Genomic DNA, 19344 nt, shown 5'->3' with positions numbered 1-19344 from the left:
GTTGTTTCTACAATCAAAAAAAGCTAAACCTTTTAGATTTAGCTTTTTATTCTTCAGATTTTTTAACCAGCAGATTATTTTTTCTCCATAGCATCCTTCTTAACCATAGTGGTGTCTGGTGCTATTATAGCTGTTGTATCATCCATAATTGTATCTACTTCAGGTCCGACAGTATCAATTGTATTTTGAATAGAATCATATGTAGAATCAACTGGTGTACTTTCATTTTTTTTGCACGAAAATGCTAATCCCGCCACAAGAAATAAGAAAGCAATCTTAATTTTTGATATCGTTTTCATGATTTTTATTTTTAATTAATATTCATTTCATTAATTATTTATAAAAATAAAACATCATCCGATCATCCTATTACATAATTTTAAATTCCTGTTATAGATATCAAACTAGCCTAAATCGTAACAATCTTTTACTTTTTCTTCTTCTTAGAATCTTTAGTCATAGGTCTTAAACTATCTTTTTGAACTCCAGTTGATGTCGTATAAGTAGCACCGTCTTGAGAACTTTCTCCTGGTCCGCTTCCTGTTCCTGCGGTACTTTCAGAACCATTTTTTTGAGTGGTTTCAATATTTGTTGAGATATGTTCTTCACTTTTTATACTGTCAGTATTGTTCTTTGCACTATCACTGTCAAGAGGTGATATTACAGTATCTATTTTGTCGCTGTATCCATCTTGATTGTTTTTACACGAAAATGTTAATCCGGCGAGAGCAATCAGAATCATGATTTTAATTTGCATAATGGCTTTCATAATAATTATTTTTTTGATTTTCAAAATGTTTGATTTTCATAAAAGCTAAGTAACTATTTATAAAACAGTTAAGCTTATAGTATTTTGAGTATTTCTTATATAAAATCATACTGGCAATCCTATAAAAATTAGGAATTAATGCTGTAAAGCCTTTCGGAATTATAGTTTGTAGCTTTGATAGGAATGCATTACAAATCATTAAAAGATTAAAAATGGAAAATTCAAACAATAACTTAAACGACGGAAGCATCACTTCGGGAGATAATGTTTCCTTTTGGATTGATTCCACAGATATTATAGCTTTTGAAAAACCAACTCAAGATATCAAAACAGACGTTTTGATTATAGGAGGAGGAATCGCCGGAATTACAACAGCTTATAAATTGCTAAAAATTGGAAAAAAAGTAGTTTTGGTTGAAGATGGTTTTATTGGAAGTGGCGAAACCGGAAGAACCACAGCACATTTGACCTGTGCTCTAGACGATCGTTATTATTATCTTGAAAATACTTTTGGAAAAGAAAGCGCAAAACTTGCCGCTGAAAGTCATAGTGCAGCTATTGATGAAATCGAAAAAATCGTCAATGAGCTACATATCGATTGTAATTTTAAAAGAGTAAACGGTTATTTATTTCTTCATCCAAGTGATAAAGATCAAAATTTAGACAAAGAATTTGAAGCAACACAACATGCAGGATTAGACACGATGTTGCTAAATCATACACCTTCACTAGCCGAAGCGCAGGACCAAAGATGTTTGGTTTTTAAAAATCAGGCGCAATTTCATATTTTACATTATTTAAAAGCACTTTCTCAAGCTATTGTCGATCTTGGCGGAACTATTTATACAGAAGCTCATGCCGAAAATATAACAGACAAAGGTGCAACCGTTAATGGTTTTGAATTTTGTGCCAAACATATAGTTGTTGCCACCAATACTCCAATTAATGATGTTCTGACCATGCACACCAAACAGCATGCCTACAGAACATATGTTATTGCTGGTAAAATCCCAAAAGGAAGTCTGCCTTATGCACTTTGGTGGGATACAGGTGATATGGAATCGAAATGGGTGGCAGAACCTTATCATTATGTTCGTATTGAAAGTTTTGATGATGAATACGACTTACTGATTTCCGGTGGAGAAGATCACAAAACAGGACAGGCAGATGAAGAAGGAATTCCGGAAATTGCACGTTACGACAAACTGGAAGCTTGGACCAAAAAATATTTTCCGTTATTGGATGAAATCAGCTATAAATGGTCTGGACAAGTCATGGAACCTTTTGATTCTTTAGGTTTTATGGGAAGAAATCCTGGAGATGAGACTATTTATGTGATTACTGGTGATTCTGGAAATGGAATGACACATGCTACAATTGGTGCCATGATTATAACCGATATGATTCAGGGAGTCGAAAACAAATGGGAACATCTATACAATCCGTCTCGAATTACTTTCAAAGCTCTTGGTGATTTTGTAAAAGAAGCTGGAAATATGGCAACACAATATCTGGACTGGATTGCTGCAGCAGACCTGAACAACACCGCCGATTTGAAACCTGGAGAAGGCGGAATTCTTTCTTTCGGATTACGCAAAATAGCCGCTTATCGGGATTATGATAATTCATTGCAAGCATTTTCGGCTGTCTGCCCTCATTTAGGTTGTATTGTACAATGGAATGCAGACGAAAAATCTTTTGACTGTCCATGTCACGGTTCCAGATTTGCAGCAGACGGAACGGTTACAAACGGTCCTGCAAAAGACAATTTATCCAAACTCGACATCAAATAATTCAATCAAAAAAATGAAATCATGGAAATTTTATCAAACTATTTGACCGAAAATATCAATCAAAAAAGAATTGTAATAACTGGCGGAACAACGGGAATTGGAAAAGCGATTGCTGATGTATTAGTTTCTCTAGGAGGTCGTGTTTTAATTTTTGGAAGAGATGAACACGATTTTTACCAAGCCATGGATGATATTAAAACAAAATCAACTAAAGGAGAAATTTTTGGTGCAACAGCCGACATTACAAAAAAAGAAGACGTACAAAGAATCTGGCAACAAGTTGACAGTGTTCTGGGCGGAATTGATATTTTAATAAATAATGCTGCTTTGCCTGCCGGAGGTCTTATTGAAGGCGAATATGACGATTGGAAATACATTTTGGAAACCAATATTTTAGGTTATATCGCTTTTGCGAAAGAAGCGGTGAACAGAATGAAAGAGAAAAAATCAGGTCATATTGTAAATATCGGCTCCATGAGCGCTGAAGTAAAAGAAAAAACGGGCGTTATTTATGTGGCTACAAAAACTGCAATTAGAGGCTTTAGCACGGCACTTCGAAAAGAAATTAATCCGTTAGGAATTAAAGTTTCTCACGTAGAACCCGGTGCTGTAATGAGCGACATCCGACCTTCGTCAAAAGAAGAACAAAAAGAAAAAATCGAGAAAATGGAAATGCTTGAAGCCGAAGATATCGCCATGAGCGTTTTATTTTGTTTGGCACAACCTAAACGTTGCGATATTGTCAGCATGCAGGTTCGACCGCATTTACAGATTATTTAAAATAGAAATCATCACCGCTAAAAATGACCATGCCCCAAAAAGTTATACTATTTGGGGCATGTTTATTAAATCTTATACTATTTTACATGAATCTAATTTCCTAAATAAAGTAATTTTAAAAAGTAACCAATTTCACTCCCAATGTAAACCATCTTGAAGGCAATGGCACTGCTCCTACTTCATAATAAGTTGCATTGAAAATATTTTGAGCATCTAAGAAAATCGTCAATTTTTTGATGTTTTGACTTACTCTAAAATCATTTACCCAATAAGAAGGTCCTGTAATTCTTTCGTTAAAACGTGTTGCGAATAAAATCGAAAAATCTTTAAACTGATAATCTATCGTATTAGTGATCTGATGTTTTAATGAAGAAATTGAATATTTCGAATACGTTTCTGTACGCGCGGTTTTGAATTCAGAATCTAAATACGTGTATCCTAAAAGAATGTTCAATCTAGAATCTTTAGAGAAATCAAATCTGTAAGTTCCTCGCAAATTGATTCCGTTTGTGTTTAAATCTCCAGTATTTTGACTCTGCCAAGGCTGAGTGGTCAGATTACGCATCCAGTCGATATAATTGTCAATTTTTCTGTAGAAGTAATTCGCATTAAAGCTCAACGCTTTTTTGATGTATTTAAATCCGATTTCGCTCTGAAAAGCATTTTCTGAATCTAAATCTGGGTTTCCGACATTTCCTGTTTGTTTCAAATACAAATCTGTGAATGACGGAATTCTTTGGCTTGTTCCTACATTTCCAATAATTTTAAAAGCATCTGTAAGCGCATAACTTGCATCGATTCCTGGATAAATCTGCCATTTATAATCTGAATTGTAGTTTAAATAAGTTCCGATATTTACATCCAATTTTTCTGTAAAACTTGTTCTGTACTCGGCGTAAAGACCAACGTTATCGCGATCATGATCTCCAATGTTTGAAGAGTGAATATTTTCGTTTCTAAATTCAGCTCCAAAACCAATTTCTCCTTTAGATAATTTAACTGTAGAGTTCAATTCTCCCGCAATAGAATTGGTATAATGCTGACTTCTTCCAACTGCCAAATTAGAGTTTCCTAAATAACGGTAATCGTCATAATTGTATCTATAAGTAACTCTTGGCATAATTTTCCAATTCTTCGTAATTTGGTGGTTGGATTGAATATTGGCAAAAGTTGTTTGCACAATTTCTGTAGAATTTCTATCTCCTGGCGCAGCGTAAAATCCATTTGCTCCAAATCCGTTTTTGATGTAACCTGCAGAACCTAAAATTTCGTTTTTATCATTGATCTGCACATTTCCTTGGTAGAAAATTTTATTGTTTTCGAATGCCGTATTGTAACGGTAACCGTTGCTTTTATCGTGCGAAGCAAAGATTAAATGTTGTTGTTTTTCTTTTCCTAAAACAGCTCCTGCCTGAACTCCCGTTCCATAAAAAGTATCACCTGTATCTTGAGTATCTTTTTCGAAATTAGAACCTGCATAGGTGCTTACTAAAAATCCAGAATCGGTTGGCTTTTTGGTAATGATATTAATGGCTCCTGTTAAACTATTGATTCCGTAGATTCTTGCGGCCGGACCACGAACTACTTCAATTCTTTCGATTGCCTCAACCGGAAGAGGCAAATTCAACATATTATGGGCAGTTTGCGAATCGATAACTTTTGCTCCGTTTAATAAAACAACAGTCTGCTCAAAACTTCCTCCATCAACGCTAATGTCGGCTTGAGTTCCAAAAGGCCCTCTTTGTCTGATATCTACTCCGTTGGCATATTGCAATACTTCTTGCAAAGTTCTTCCTGGAAGTTTCTTTATGGTTTCGCTAGAAATAACATAAACATTTCTGTTTTGTTTAGAAATTGGCGTATTAAAACGGCCTTCATTAATAATGACTTCATCCATTTGGTTGATGGAATCGTTCTTGGTCTGTGCGTAGAAATTGGTACAAATTACTGTAAAAACAGCAAAATAGATTTTTTTCATTTTGGTTTACTATTTTTTTGGCAAAAGTAAGACCTTACCGTACCAACAAAATATACCGGTTTTATAATTACAACTAGTCCGGATGAATTTTTAATGTATTTTGCGTGAAATTATTTTTTTCTGCCACAAATTCACGAATTATTTTTTTTAATCTGTGTTTAAATGATTCGTAGAATTACACTAATTATCTGAAATAATTTGTGAATTCGTGGCTATTATTTCACGCAGATTTAAATAGATTTAAGCTGATTGACGCAGATAAATTTTCAAAATCAATCTGCTAAAATCTGCAGAATCTGTGTGAAAAAAAATCATCCTAATCTTTCTAATCTGTGGCTAAACTATTTATTAATCTGCTTCCAGATCTTCGTACTAAAGTCATCTTTGTACATTAATCTGTTAGTTCTTGTTGGATTTACTCTATTGGTTAGAATAATTAAAAATCGGTTGGTATTTGGGTTCATGAAGAAAAACGTTCCTGTAAAACCAGTGTGTCCGAAATCGTCTTTGGTGAAAAACTCATCTGGTTTTCTTTTATCAAAACCTAAACCGCGATAAATGCCTTCTTTAGCTAAAGGCGAATCTGTAAACTCTTTTACAACATTGGCTTTTAGAATTTGTTTTCCTTTAAAATTTCCGTTATTCATGAGCATTTTGCAGATAACCGAAATTGATTCTGCATTGGCAAATAAACCTGCATTTCCAGAAACTCCTCCAAAAATCGCTGCCGCTTCATCATGTACATAACCTTTTATAGTATCTTTTCTAAAAAGATTATCGACTTCTGTCGGCATTACATTGTCAATAGAAGTCCATTTTAAAGGATTATAGCCAATTCTTGAAATACCTAATTCTGTATAAATTTCATTGGTAAACTGATCAAGTTTCTTTCCTGTTTTGGTTTCTATCATTTGTTTTACCAAAAGAAGATTTAAATCGCTGTACAAATATTTTCCTCTCGGATTTGTATTTGCTTTCGCAATTCTATCATAAACTGATGGATAAAATTCTGGGTTCAGCCACATGTTTTTATAAATCTGAACCCAATTTTCTTTTGGTTCAAAAGCAAGATATTTTGAATCGTAAACAATGTTTTTATTGACAAACATTACATCAAACGGCTCAACATATTGCTCTGATTTTTCCTTGTTCAACAAAGGCGAATTATCTGGTGTAGAAAGCAGCGCCTGATAAAAAGTAATACTTGGTGTTAATCCAGAAGTATGTGTTAGCAATTCAAAAAGCGTTAAATCAGAAATCGCTGTGTTTTTGTACATCGGCACAATTTCGCCTACTTGATCTGTCAATTTTAGCTTTCCATCTCCAACTAAACGCATGGTTACCAATGTTGCCCCTAAAACTTTTGACATCGAAGCCAAATCAAAAACGTCTTCAGATTTTACAGCCTGTTTTTTATAGTAATCTTGAAAACCGTAGTTTTTAGAAATTAGAATACCATCTTTAGTACCAACCATAATTTGTGCGCCTGGAAAAAATCCTTTACTGAGCGCATTAGTCATCATCGAATCGATATAAACTTCATTTCGTTTGACATCAAAAGGTTTCTTTGATTTTTCCTGAGAATAACCATTCATTCCCAAAAAAATCAAGCAAACAATTGCAATCTTAGTCAATATATTTTTCATATTTCTATGGATTAATTTTAAGCCGTGAACTGAATTAATTATATGTTTTTTATTTTACTGAAAATTCTATCGGACTGCTTTCAGTCTGCGTCTGACTCAAAGCGGTGAGCGCATAAACGTAGTTTTTCAAATCGGCATTTGGAACTTCTAGTTTTAGAGCTGTCGTTACATAATAAATGTTTTCAGGATTTGAGAAATCGGTTATTTTTCCTTTTGGAAACCTGTAAATCACATATTTCTTGTCGTTAAATGCGGCTTTCCAGGTCAAAACTGCATTATTACCTTTTTTAGCAATTACTGCATTTGTTGGCGTTTCTGGTTTTAATCTTGTAATTCGGTTTGCTTCTGGAGTCAAAGCAATATATTTATATACTTTTTGAGTTAAAGGCTGTCTTAATGTATCGGCTTTCTTCAAAAAATTAGAAGCTGTAAAATGCATCGAACCTTCAATTTGTGGCAGTTTACGAATCATTTCAATCTGCTTTACAATCTGATCTGGACTTCTCCACTCTGGTTCTTTTGCCGTAGCTGAAAGCTTATACTCGCCATGTCCTACATAAACATTTGCTCCGTATTTGTGTTCTGCCCACCATTTTGCCAAAACTTCAAAATTGGCTTTATCAAAACCAATATGCCAATAAATTTGTGGTGTTACATAATCGATCCCGTTTTCTTTCTGCCATTTTAAAATATTCGCATACAAATCGTCGTAATTTGTAGCTCCAGCAGCAGTTTTAGAACCTTGAGAATCTTTGGCAATATTTCTCCAAACTCCAAAAGGCGAAATTCCGAATTCAACTTCTGGTTTGTTGGCAATAATAGTATCTCTGATTTGTTTGATGATTAAATCGACATTGTCTCTTCTCCAATCGTCTTTGTCTTTAAACTGGCGCGGTTCTTTAGCGAAAGCTTTTTCATCTGGAAATTCTTGTCCAGCAATTTTATACGGATAAAAATAATCGTCCATGTGCACTGCTTGAACATCATATTTACGAACAATTTCGCCGACTACAGAAGCAACAAAATCTCTGGTTTCTTGCAATCCCGGATTAAAATATCTCGTTTTTCCGTACGTCAGAAAAAGGTCTGGTCTTTTAAAATACAAGTGATTTTTTGAAAGAACATCTCTCACCGTATCTTTCTGCACGCGATACGGATTCAGCCAAACGTGTACGTTCATTCCGCGTTTTCCTGCTTCGTCAATCATCATTTGCAACGGATCAAAACCTGGCGCAACGCCTTGAGTTCCCGTTATCCAATGCGAAGCGGGTTCTTTTGCCGATTTATAAAAAGCATCGGCAGTTGGACGAATTTGAAAAATTACGGTATTCAAATTATACGAACGTAGATTATCCAAAAGGGTAATCATTTCGGCTTTCATTTCTTTGTCTGACAAGCCTGGCTTAGACGGCCAATCGATATTTTCGACTGTCGAAATCCAAGCGGCGCGCATTTCTCTTTTTGGAGATTGCTGACTGAAAATTTTGATATGAATCAGCAAAACTAGAATTATAATTTTTACGTTTTTCATCTGCACTTTTGTAGTTTAACCGCAAAGAGCGCAAAGTTTTACGCTAAGTTCGCAAAGGTTTATATTTTTATTTATGTTTGTTTTTCTCTCACAGATTTGGCAGATTCTCCAGATTTAATTTGTGAAAATTTGTGAAATTTGTGGCAAAAAAAATCATTTTAATCTTTTTATCTGTCGCTAAAAAATACTCAATAGATTAATTAAGCAAATAAATTCCGCCTTCAATAAGAGAAGTCCAAACTCTGCCTTGATTGTCGATTGTGAAACCATTTACACTTGAGCTTCCTAAAGTGATTTGCTTTATGATTTCAAATTTTTCTGCATCCACAATTATAACTTCACCTTTTCTGCTTCCGATGTAGATCTTATTGTCTTTTTCTAAAATTCCTGCTGGATTGTGTTCGTATCCTAATTTCAAATCCAGAACTTTACTTTGTTTTTCTACATTTTCTTCTGTCAGTTCAAGATCATCAGAAAGTGGTACTCTTAAAAGCAATCCGTCCATTGTTTTGCCATAAAACCATTTTCCGTCCTGGCTTTTCCCCATCGATTCTCTAATTTTCCATTTCGAAGTTCTTAGCAATGTTTTTCCTGTTTCGATATCCAAAATACTCAAGAAACGTTGTGGTGTAACAAAATAAAGTCGGCTTTTTGTCGAAACCATATTTACATTTCCGGCCGAATACAAGATTTGTTTGTCATTGCCATTGTTCCATTTCCAAATTAATTCTCCAGTGTTTTTATTCAAACAATAGATATAAGTATCCCAAACTCCAAAAATGATTTTATCTCCCTGAATCAAAGGTGTTCCTTGAGAATACGATTGTGGAAGTTCTTTTTTCCAAATTATTTTACCACTCACAGCATCTGCACAAACAAACGCTGTCGAACTCGCTGTATAAATCTTATTGCTTTCTAAAATTGGAGAACCTACTAAAACGCCTCCAACAGCAATATCCCATTTTTGTTTTCCTGATTGCGAATCAAATCCTAAAAGTTTTCCTTCTATGGTTCCAATTACTAGATTGTTTTTTACTAGTATCGGCGAAAAATAAATGGCATTTCCGGTTTTTGTTTTCCAATTTATTTTTTTGTCTTTTAAATTTACGGATTGTACTTCTCCAAGTGAATTGGCAAAATAAAAATTCTTTTTATCAAATGAAGGAAGACTGTAAATTGAGGCATCATCCTTCAGGAAAGGAGTAACTGCAGGAAAATCGTCCTTCGGAATTTCAATTTTACAAGGTTTTGTCGGAACAGAAAATTTGAAAACACCTGGTTTAGCTATTTCTTTTTGATAAATACTGATACTATCATTACTGATAATTAATTCGTTATAACTTTGAGTTTTACCATCTAGCGAAGTGATAGAAGTTCCCATCAAACCGCTTAAACCCGAAAAATCATATTTTCTCAAAGTATGTCCGTGGCCGCAAAAACTAGCAACAGTTGGATATTTTTGCAAAACAGAAAGCACTTCTTTATAATTGCTTACACTATTGTCCATTGGATAATGCGCAAAATTGAGTACTTTTTTATTCGTTCCTTTTAGACTGTCTTTCAAAGTTTTGTCTAGCCATAATACATCTTCGTGTTTTACAAAACCATCCCCCATTTTCATATATGGTCCGCATGGATATCCAATAAAAACATAATCTCCTTTTGAAAACACAAAACGGTCTTCTCCAAATATCTTTTTATAGGTAAGTCCTGCACTTTCGCTCCAATTCGTTTCGTGATTACCCGAAATAACGTAATACGGTTTTGTTAATTTTGAAAGAATCGAATGAACTTCTTTCAATTCATCATCGGCACCTCGGTTGGTTAAATCTCCAGTTACAACAACAAATTCATTATCAGAATTGTTGATTTCTTTTACGATGTTTTGCAATAAAAAATCATTGTCATTTCCCACAGAAACGTGCAAGTCTGTAAGTTGTACAAATTTTATAATTCCTTTTTTTTCTGCATTCTGCGAAAATCCAGCTGTTATTACGAAAAGCAATAGTATTCTGAAAAATAGATGTTTCATGGTTGTTTTTTAGTTTATTAGCAATAATTTATTTTAAACAGTTCCTATTTCGAAATTTACTGTGTTTACTTAATCGTAAAGCGTGCAATGATTTACGCAATGCTCGCAGACTTTTTTCTTTATTTTTTAATCTCGCATATTCAGCAAATTAATTCGCGTCAATTTGTGAAATTCGTGGCTAAAATTTAACCGCAAAGAGCGCAATGATTTACGCAATGTTCGCAATGTTTTTTTTAAATCTCGCAAAGGCGCGAAGACGCAAAGTTTTTCTCTTGCAGATATAGCAGATTTAATTTGTGAAATTTGTGGCAAAAAAAATCTTTTAATCTTGTAATCTGTCGAGAAAAAAACCTAACAGGCTTAAAAAAAACCTGTTAGGATAACCAACCAAAATTTATGTATTCCGATCATGTGTGAGAACCGAAATACACTTTATTGTTACTTTGTTTTTAAACTTTCATTAAAGAAATCATGAAAAAACAAAAGTTGATATTTTAAAGAATTCTCCCAGTATTTAAGATTATGTTCTCCTGGGCGTTCGATGTAATCGTGATTTATTTTTAGTGCCAACATTTTTGCATGAAGCTCTCTGTTTACAGTCATGAAAAAATCATCAACACCGCAGTCAATTATTAGTTTCAATTTGTTGTCTTTTACTAAATCCAACATATTGGTAACCGTATTTTTATCCCAGTTTTCAGGATATTCGGTAATTGGCCCCAATCTTTTTTTGATGTCCCAATTTTCAGGAAATGGGCGAAAATCTACTCCACCGCTCATACTTCCTGCAGCTCCAAACACATCTTGATGTCTAAAAGATAAATACAAAGCTCCATGTCCGCCCATACTTAAACCAGAAATAACCCTTGCTTTACGATCTGCAATTGTTTTGTATTGTTTGTCTATAAAAGGGACGAGTTCTTTTACTACATAAGTTTCATATTTAAAACTAGGATCTATCGGACTGTCAAAATACCAGCTCCCGTAATTACCATCTGCACAAACTATAATAATCCCGTATTGATCTACTTGTCTTCCTAATTCTTTAAAATCTTTTACCCAAGAACCATAATTCCCGCTATAACCATGAAGTAAATAAACCACTGGAAATGCTTTTTTACTTTTTTTATAATTATCTGGAACCACGACACATGTTTTTATATTTTTCTGCATCGAAGCACTAAAAACTTGTAGCGTATCAACCTTTGCCGCCCTAGCAGTAAAAATTAGAAATGCGAACAAAAAGGTGTAAATTGTTTTTTTCATAATTGATGTTTTTTTATAAAATAATATTTTTGAAAAGCTTAGGTAAAGTACAAAAAAATTATTTCAAACAATCCTTTAAAATACTGACAGGATGCATGGCTTTTCTACTTGTTCCGTCAAAAATCTGATGGCGACAACTGGTTCCTGCAGCGGCAATTTCTGTTGTTGGTTCTGTTGCTCTAATTTTAGGGAATAAAGTATCTTCTCCCATTTGCATACTGATTTCGTAATGTTCTTTTTCATAACCAAACGAACCCGCCATTCCGCAGCAGCCCGAATTGTAAATCGTAACAGTATTATTTTTTGGAACATTCAGCATGGCAAAAGAAGCTTCAACACTGCTCAACGATTTTTGATGACAATGTTCATGAATCTTTATGCTTTTTTGTTTTTCAGAAAATTGTCCAGCATGAATTTTTCCATTTGTAATTTCTCTTTTGAAAAACTCTTCGACTGTAAAAGTATTTTTTGCTACTTTTTCGGCACTTTCTTTGTCTCCCGCCAATCGAAGATATTCGTCTCTGAAAGTCAAAATCGCCGAAGGTTCAAGACCGATTAAAGGCGTGTTTTCAGAAACTATATTTTTAAATGTATTGATGTTTTTATTGGCAATTTCTTGCGCTTCTTCCAAGAAACCTTTTGAAATAAAAGCCCTTCCGCTTTCTTCGTGATCGATTACAATTACGTTGTAACTTAATTTCGTCAATAATTCAAAAGCATCAATTCCAACTGTAACATCATAATAATTGGTAAACTCATCACAAAAAAGATAAACACTTCCGTTTTCAAAAGAATTATTTTCGTGAAGTTTTTTATTGGTTTGATACCATTTTCTAAAAGATTTTGGAGCCAATAAGGGCACTTGTCTTTCGGGTGCAATTCCCATTCTTTTTTTAACGAAAGAAAGATTCGAAGCCCAATTGGTAACGGATGGCGCAATACTTCCTAATTCATTCAATTTAGAATTAAAAGCAAAAACTTTATTTCGGAAAGAAAAACCGTTTGCTTTCTGATATTGGTATAAAAACTCCGCTTTTAAAGTTGCAACATCTACATTACTAGGACATTCGCTTGCGCAGGCTTTACAGCTCACACACAATTCAAAAACTTTATATAATTCTTCGTGATCGAATTTATTTTCTTTTTCAGAATTCGTCAGATATTCGCGTAAAGCGTTGGCACGTGCGCGCGTTGTATCTTTTTCATTTCTGGTCGCGCGATAACTCGGACACAAAGTTCCACCCGCCGAAGGCATCTTACGGCAATCTCCCGAACCGTTGCATTTTTCGGCAGCACGCAAAATTCCTAAACTGTCTGAGAAATCCTGAATCGTTTTAATATCTGGTTCTGCTCTACCCGCTTCAAAACGAAGATTTTCATCCATTTTAGAAGCATTTACAATTTTCCCAACATTCAAAATCGTATCAGGATCAAAGGCTTTTTTGATTCGTTTTAGGAGTTCGTAGTTTTTATCACCAATCATAAACGGCAGAAACTCTCCACGTAAAATTCCGTCGCCATGTTCACCACTTAGCGAACCTCTGTATTTCTTTACTAAATGAGCAACTTCGGTAGATATATTTCTAAATTGATGTAAACCTTCTTTTGTTTTTAAATTGATCTTAGGACGCAAATGCAACTCTCCCGCTCCGGCATGCGCGTAATAAATTGCGCTTTGTCCGTGGCTTTCCATCATGGCCGCAAATTCGGCGATATAATTTGGAAGATCGCTTAATTCTACTGCGGTATCTTCAATAGAATCGGCTGCTTTATCGTCTCCTACAATACTTCCTAAAAGTCCTAGACCAGCTTTTCTTACTTCATTTACTTTGTCAATATCTGCTCCGTAAATTTTTGGAAGTGCATAACCAAAACCATTGTATTGAAGATCTCTGATTAAAGCATCGGCTTGCAATTCGGCATCTTCCATACTAATGTGCGAACCTACTTCGAGCATAATAACCGCTTTGGGTTCGCCTACAATAAAAAATCTGTTTTTGGCTTGTTCACGATTGGTTTTGGTACAATCCAGAATCGTGTCGTCCATCATTTCGCAAGTGTACAAATGATGTTTCATTGCAACCACAACTGCCTCCAAACTTTCATGAATGGTATGGAAATGGGCCACAACCATAATGTTATTGGTTGGCGGAAGATCATCCACTTTTAACGTAACTTCTGTTGTAAATGCTAAAGTTCCTTCGCTTCCGCAAAGCAATTTCCCTAAATTAATTGTATTTTCTGTTCCCGAAAAAAGTTCCGATTTCAGCAAAGCATCAATCGCGTAACCTGTATTTCTTCTGTGAATTTCTGGTTTTGGAAATTCTCTTAAAATCTCTTCCTGATTTTCTTTGTTCGAAAGTTCTTCGTAGATCGTTTTATAAATTTGACTTTCTAAAGAATAACCTTTTGTTTTCGCAATAAACTCCTCAGAAGTCAAATCTTTAAATACCGCAAGAGTTCCGTCGCTTAAAACAGCCTTTATTTCTACAATTTTATCTCTCGTAACTCCGTAGCGAATTGAGGTTGTTCCTGAAGAATTATTTCCTACCATTCCGCCAATCATACATCTATTAGTAGTTGATGTTGTTGGAGAAAAAAACAATCCGTGTGGTTTTAAAAACAAATTCAGCTCATCGCGAATTACTCCGGGTTGAACTGTTACCGTTTTCTTTTCGGCATTAAAAGAAACAATTTTGGTAAAATGTTTAGAAACATCAACAATTATTCCGCTACCAACTGTTTGTCCAGCTAAAGATGTTCCAGCTGTTCTTGGTGTTATTGAAATTTTATTCTGGGCAGCGAAATGAATAATTTTAACGATATCATCTTCTGTTTTCGGAATTGCCACCGCAACTGGTGTAATTCTATATGCAGAAGCATCTGTCGAATATATTTTTTTATGAAGTTCGTCATAAAAAAGATCTCCTTTTAATGAAGCAGACAGTTCGTTTAATTGTTGAGAATCGGGCATTTTATTGGTCGTATTGCTTTGGTTGTTTTATAATAGTTGATTCCATTTAAACAAGATTCAGACTATTCTTAAACAGTATCTAAATCGTATTGAAATCAATATTAGCCTACCAATAAACCATAAAATGATGAAGTAACGACATTCATATATTGTCAAAGGCTTAGCTTTAACAAATATATATACAAAAAAGAAAAACAATACATTATTTTGCGTTATTTAACAAAATAAATTTTAAAAAACGCAAAAACATGCAAAAATTACTTTTTTAAAACAATAATCTACAGGATAAATACACCTGACTTTCTATATTCTTCCAATTGCGCATCATTTGGATCTAAGTCAGTCACAATGGTATTGAGCTTTGTAAGTTCACAGACACCGTGAGGCATTTTAGTATCTAATTTATCAGAAGAAAACATTGAAACTACTTTATCTGAAGCTTCTATCATTGCTTTTTTCACAATTGAAATTTCATAACCTATTTCAGTCAAACCTTGTTTTATATTAATGCTACTCGCTCCTATAAAACAAATATCGGCCTTAATTTTAGACACAACCTGAATTACATCCATACCAATAGTTACCATTGCGTTTTTCTGCATTTTCCCACCAATAAAGATCAAATCAATATTTGGATGCTGTGACAACTGCATTGCAATTGGAAGACTATACGTATATATAGTAGCTTTTAAATCGGCTGGAATTAATTTTGCAAAAACCAAGTTGGTACTTCCTCCACTCATTATAATAACCTGATCGTCACGAAGTAAAGACAATGCTTTCCTAACAATTTGCTTTTTTTGCTCCTCCTGCGAAATGTAAACATCAAATATATTGGCAGATTTTTCAGAGACCTGAACTGCTCCACCGTATACTTTCTCTAACAACTTTTTACTGTCTAATTCGTTCAAATCTCTTCTTATAGTATCTTCTGACAAATCAAGAGCCAAAGCTAAATCTGTTGTAACAACTTTTTGGTCTTCAACAAGCTTAGTCATTATATATTGATGTCTTTCGGCTTTTAGCATTTTTATAAAAGTTAAAATTCAGGACAAATATATCAAATAATTCTATTGAAATATAAAAACCACGATAAGTACTGCAATAGTTTGCATGTTTTAGTTATAAAATACAAAAAGCAAAAATATAATCTTTAAAAAATGCGTTATTTTGCGTTATTTGAAAGATTTTAAAAAAATATTAACAATAAAAATGCATTTGTATGCAATAAATAAATATATTTGCTCAACAACCATAAAAAAAACCAGATTATTATGAAAAAATTACTCCTTATTTCATTATTGGTTTTGTTCATTCAAGCAACATTTGGGCAAACAAAAACAATTACTGGAACTGTAAAAAACCAAGCTGACGGGTTTCCCTTACCAGGAGTCAGCATCGTGATTCAAGGAACTACAAACGGTACAACTACTGATTTTGATGGAAATTTCAGCATTAATGTAGCGCAGGGACGTTCTCTTGTTTTTAGCTACATGGGATCTGAAACTCAGATAGTGAAAATTGAAGGACAACAAAAACTTACTATTTCTCTTGCATCATCTACTGCAAAACTGGATGAAGTAGTTGTTGTGGGATTCTCTTCTCAGAAAAAAGTAAATCTTACGGGAGCGGTTGCTAAAGTTGATGTTAAAAAAGCTTTAGGAAGCATTCCTATTACAGATATTACAAAAGGTCTACAAGGAACAACGCCTGGACTTAACATTACCTACAATTCTGGTAATATAAGCAAAGGATCGAAAGTTAATATTCGTGGAGCTGGAACTATTGTAAATGGAGAAGTTTCTGGATCGCCACTTATTTTGGTAGATGGTGTTCCTGGTGATTTATCATTACTAAATGCAGAAGATGTAGAATCGATGTCTGTACTTAAAGACGCGGCTTCTGCTTCTATTTATGGTGCACGTGCTGCATTTGGGGTTATCTTAATTACTACTAAAAGTGGTAAAAATGCTAAAGGAAAAGTAAGATTCGCTTATAGTAATAATGTCGCTATAAGCAACCCAATTTCTTTGGTTCAATTTAATGATCCTACTTTAGAACTTCCTGCAATGATCGAAGCACAAGCCAGAGCTGGTAACGCAAATCCAGAATCTTTTGGTATGAACTACAAAACGTTATTGCCTGGTATCATTAACTGGAAAGAAAAATATGCTGCAACGAGAAATCCAAACGATAAGAATATGATTTTAGGCGAAGATTTTGACGTTATTGGCGGAAAAGAATATTTCTACAGAATTTGGAATCCGCATGATGAAATGTTGAAAAAGAATTCGTTACAAACACTTCACAATTTATCTGCTCAAGGTTCTTTAGGCGATAAAAGTTCATTCATTGTTTCGTTAGGTCTTGCTAACCAAGAAGGTGTTATGAAAATTAATACGGAAAACAACAAAAGATTCAATCTTAATCTTGGTTTTACAACACAATTGGCAAGCTGGCTGACAGGAGATTTCAAAGTATTGGGAACTTTCCAAGAATATGACTCTCCATTCAACTACTATAATAGTGGTCTTGATACTGCTGGTAACGGATATTTTGGATATTATATGCGTTGGGGCTCTTATTTCCCTTATGGTACTTACAACGGCACTCAATTTAGACATGCGGCAGGATATATGTCAAATGCAAGTCAAAACGAAAGCAAGTCAAACGATATGAGGATCAGTGGAAAACTTACTGCTCAAATTACAAAAGACTTTAATATTATTGGAGAATATAGTATCAATAATAATTTCAATAGTCTAAAAATGAATGGTGGTCAAATACCGCTTTGGGACTGGTGGACAAGCGCTGCTGACTTAGTTGCAGGAAAACCTACGATGATGGAAAGTGCAAACGATTTTGTGGCACAAGCAAAAACATCTTACACAAGAAATGTTGCAAACATCTATGCAAACTATAGCAAAACATTAGCTGAAAACCACAACTTTAAGGTATTAGGCGGTTTAAACACAGAATGGTTCGATCAAGAAAGAACTTATGCTCGTAGAAATACACTTTTAGACAAAAACAAACCAGAGTTTAACTTGGCTATCGGAGATCAATTTACTTCTCCTCTTAATGCTAATGATATTTTAAATCCAGGATTATCAAGATATGCAATTGCGGGATTCTTTGCACGTGTGAATTATGATTACAAAGGAAAATATTTGTTAGAACTAAACGGACGTTATGACGGTTCGTCAAAATTCCCTAGTAATGAACAATGGGGATTCTTCCCTTCGGCTTCTGTTGGATATAGAATTTCTGAAGAAGCTTTCATGGAAGGAACAAAAAGCTGGTTAAATGATTTGAAAATCCGTGGATCTGTCGGTTCAATTGGAAATCAAAACATTGCTAACAATGCCTTTTTACGAGTTATGACTAACGTTACTACTAACCCAAGCCCTTATTGGATAGGTAGTGGTACAACTATACCTCCTACTGTTAATCAGCCAACAAATGTTGATCCGAGTTTAACTTGGGAAAAAATAACGACTCAGGATATTGGTATCGATATTAGAATATTTAGTATGCTAGGTATAACTTTTGATTATTACCAACGTGATACTAAAGGAATGTTAGCTCCAGGTAAAACGCTTCCAGGTTCTTTTGGTCAAACTGCAGCCAATACAAACTCAGGAAATTTAAGAACAAAAGGTTGGGAGTTAGCACTTAACTTTAATAAACAAATCAGTAAAGACATTAATGTTTATGCAGATTTAACACTTTCTGACAATACTACAGAAGTGACAGAATGGAACAACTCTTCTAAACTTTTGGGATCTTTTTATGCAGGTCAAAAAATTGGTGAAATCTGGGGATTGCAAACTGACCGATTAATTCAAACTACAGATAATATTGATGCTACAGGATTAATCGTAAATGGTGTTGATTATAAAAACATTAGAACTGGTGCTTTTAAATTTGGTGCTGGAGATGTAATGTATAAAGACTTAGACGGAGACGGAGTAATCTCAAGAGGAGACGGAACAGCTCTTAAACCTGGAGATTTAAAAGTTATTGGTAATACAACTCCTCGTTACCAATACGGAATTCGTTTAGGAAGTGCTTTGTATGGATTTGATATTGATGCTTTCTTCCAAGGAGTGGGCGAACGTCAATATTGGGCAACTTCTGATTTGATCTTGCCTTTCTATAACAGAACAGATGCTATGTACGTGAACCAAAACGATTATTGGACACCAGAAAATACAGATGCTTACTTCCCTAATCCATACCCTGGACATGCTGGTAATGCTTTTGGAGCTTATGCACCTGGATCAAACAACTTTGTGGCGCAATCACGTTATTTATTAGACATGTCTTATTTACGTTTAAAATCGGTAACAATTGGATATACTATTCCTAAAAGTATTACTCAAAAAGCAGGAATTGATAAAATTAGACCGTACATTTCAGGATTAAACTTAGCTACTTGGAAAAGTAGTAAATTACCAGTAGACCCTGAAATCAATGAAACGGAAGCAGCTTGGGGAAGAACTTTCCCTTACTCTAAAACATGGTCATTTGGTGTTCAAATTGCATTCTAAATAAGGTATTTAAAAATTAAAA

12 protein-coding genes are annotated in these 19344 nt (G+C 34.3%); 3 read left to right on the top strand and 9 right to left on the bottom strand.

Annotation, left to right across the window (positions count from 1 at the left end; all coding sequences use genetic code 11):
• Positions 1–74 precede the first annotated feature (74 nt).
• On the bottom strand, positions 75–299 hold the full coding sequence (locus tag K6T82_RS01375; RefSeq protein WP_223704230.1) for a DUF948 domain-containing protein: 225 nt from the start codon (positions 297–299) through the stop codon (positions 75–77).
• A gap of 128 nt (positions 300–427) precedes the next feature.
• Entirely contained in the window at positions 428–769 is a 342-nt protein-coding gene (locus tag K6T82_RS01370) for a hypothetical protein (protein WP_223704229.1), read from the bottom strand.
• Between the two features lie 212 nt (positions 770–981).
• Here K6T82_RS01370 and K6T82_RS01365 point away from each other — a divergent pair, with 212 nt between their 5' ends.
• Positions 982–2562: an FAD-dependent oxidoreductase gene (locus K6T82_RS01365; RefSeq protein ID WP_223704228.1), complete on the top strand. Its 1581-nt coding sequence runs from the start codon at positions 982–984 to the stop codon at positions 2560–2562.
• Positions 2563–2583: 21 nt separating this feature from the next.
• Entirely contained in the window at positions 2584–3342 is a 759-nt protein-coding gene (locus K6T82_RS01360) for an SDR family oxidoreductase (protein ID WP_223704227.1), read from the top strand.
• A 115-nt stretch (positions 3343–3457) separates the two neighbouring features.
• On the opposite strand, the gene K6T82_RS01355 is transcribed toward K6T82_RS01360, so the two are convergent.
• The 7 genes from K6T82_RS01355 to K6T82_RS01325 form a co-directional block, all read right to left on the bottom strand.
• The gene (locus K6T82_RS01355) at positions 3458–5320 is read right to left on the bottom strand and encodes a TonB-dependent receptor plug domain-containing protein (RefSeq protein ID WP_223704226.1); all 1863 of its coding nucleotides are present in this window, start codon (positions 5318–5320) and stop codon (positions 3458–3460) included.
• A gap of 341 nt (positions 5321–5661) precedes the next feature.
• Complete coding sequence (locus K6T82_RS01350) at positions 5662–6966, bottom strand: serine hydrolase domain-containing protein (RefSeq protein WP_223704225.1); 1305 nt, start codon at positions 6964–6966, stop codon at positions 5662–5664.
• 49 nt (positions 6967–7015) lie between these two features.
• Entirely contained in the window at positions 7016–8497 is a 1482-nt protein-coding gene (locus K6T82_RS01345; RefSeq protein WP_223704224.1) for a glycoside hydrolase family 10-like protein, read from the bottom strand.
• Between the two features lie 196 nt (positions 8498–8693).
• On the bottom strand, positions 8694–10529 hold the full coding sequence (locus K6T82_RS01340) for an outer membrane protein assembly factor BamB family protein (protein WP_223704223.1): 1836 nt from the start codon (positions 10527–10529) through the stop codon (positions 8694–8696).
• Between the two features lie 438 nt (positions 10530–10967).
• A complete protein-coding gene (locus K6T82_RS01335) occupies positions 10968–11795 on the bottom strand; it encodes an alpha/beta hydrolase (RefSeq protein ID WP_223704222.1) in 828 nt (275 codons plus the stop codon).
• A 58-nt stretch (positions 11796–11853) separates the two neighbouring features.
• Positions 11854–14769 (bottom strand): FAD-binding and (Fe-S)-binding domain-containing protein, encoded by a 2916-nt coding sequence (locus K6T82_RS01330; RefSeq protein WP_223704221.1) that lies wholly within the window; start codon positions 14767–14769, stop codon positions 11854–11856.
• A gap of 278 nt (positions 14770–15047) precedes the next feature.
• Positions 15048–15797: a DeoR/GlpR family DNA-binding transcription regulator gene (locus K6T82_RS01325; protein ID WP_223704220.1), complete on the bottom strand. Its 750-nt coding sequence runs from the start codon at positions 15795–15797 to the stop codon at positions 15048–15050.
• A gap of 246 nt (positions 15798–16043) precedes the next feature.
• On the opposite strand from K6T82_RS01325, the gene K6T82_RS01320 reads away from it, so the two are divergent.
• Positions 16044–19322, top strand: a complete 3279-nt coding sequence (locus K6T82_RS01320; protein WP_223704219.1) for a SusC/RagA family TonB-linked outer membrane protein — start codon at positions 16044–16046, stop codon at positions 19320–19322.
• Positions 19323–19344 lie beyond the last annotated feature (22 nt).

Origin of the sequence: Flavobacterium potami, from assembly GCF_020026915.1 — a bacterium.
Classification (GTDB): domain Bacteria; phylum Bacteroidota; class Bacteroidia; order Flavobacteriales; family Flavobacteriaceae; genus Flavobacterium; species Flavobacterium potami.
This window is presented reverse-complemented; position numbering and strand designations above follow the sequence as displayed.

Bases quoted from the DNA above. Each gene is read 5' to 3' on its own strand.
- K6T82_RS01355 (WP_223704226.1), bottom strand. From the start codon at position 5,320: ATGAAAAAAATCTATTTTGCTGTTTTTACAGTAATTTGTACCAATTTC.
- K6T82_RS01365 (WP_223704228.1), top strand. From the start codon at position 982: ATGGAAAATTCAAACAATAACTTAAACGACGGAAGCATCACTTCGGGA.
- K6T82_RS01320 (WP_223704219.1), top strand. From the start codon at position 16,044: ATGAAAAAATTACTCCTTATTTCATTATTGGTTTTGTTCATTCAAGCA.
- K6T82_RS01335 (WP_223704222.1), bottom strand. From the start codon at position 11,795: ATGAAAAAAACAATTTACACCTTTTTGTTCGCATTTCTAATTTTTACT.
- K6T82_RS01345 (WP_223704224.1), bottom strand. From the start codon at position 8,497: ATGAAAAACGTAAAAATTATAATTCTAGTTTTGCTGATTCATATCAAA.
- K6T82_RS01350 (WP_223704225.1), bottom strand. From the start codon at position 6,966: ATGAAAAATATATTGACTAAGATTGCAATTGTTTGCTTGATTTTTTTG.
- K6T82_RS01370 (WP_223704229.1), bottom strand. From the start codon at position 769: ATGAAAGCCATTATGCAAATTAAAATCATGATTCTGATTGCTCTCGCC.
- K6T82_RS01375 (WP_223704230.1), bottom strand. From the start codon at position 299: ATGAAAACGATATCAAAAATTAAGATTGCTTTCTTATTTCTTGTGGCG.
- K6T82_RS01325 (WP_223704220.1), bottom strand. From the start codon at position 15,797: ATGCTAAAAGCCGAAAGACATCAATATATAATGACTAAGCTTGTTGAA.
- K6T82_RS01330 (WP_223704221.1), bottom strand. From the start codon at position 14,769: ATGCCCGATTCTCAACAATTAAACGAACTGTCTGCTTCATTAAAAGGA.
- K6T82_RS01360 (WP_223704227.1), top strand. From the start codon at position 2,584: ATGGAAATTTTATCAAACTATTTGACCGAAAATATCAATCAAAAAAGA.
- K6T82_RS01340 (WP_223704223.1), bottom strand. From the start codon at position 10,529: ATGAAACATCTATTTTTCAGAATACTATTGCTTTTCGTAATAACAGCT.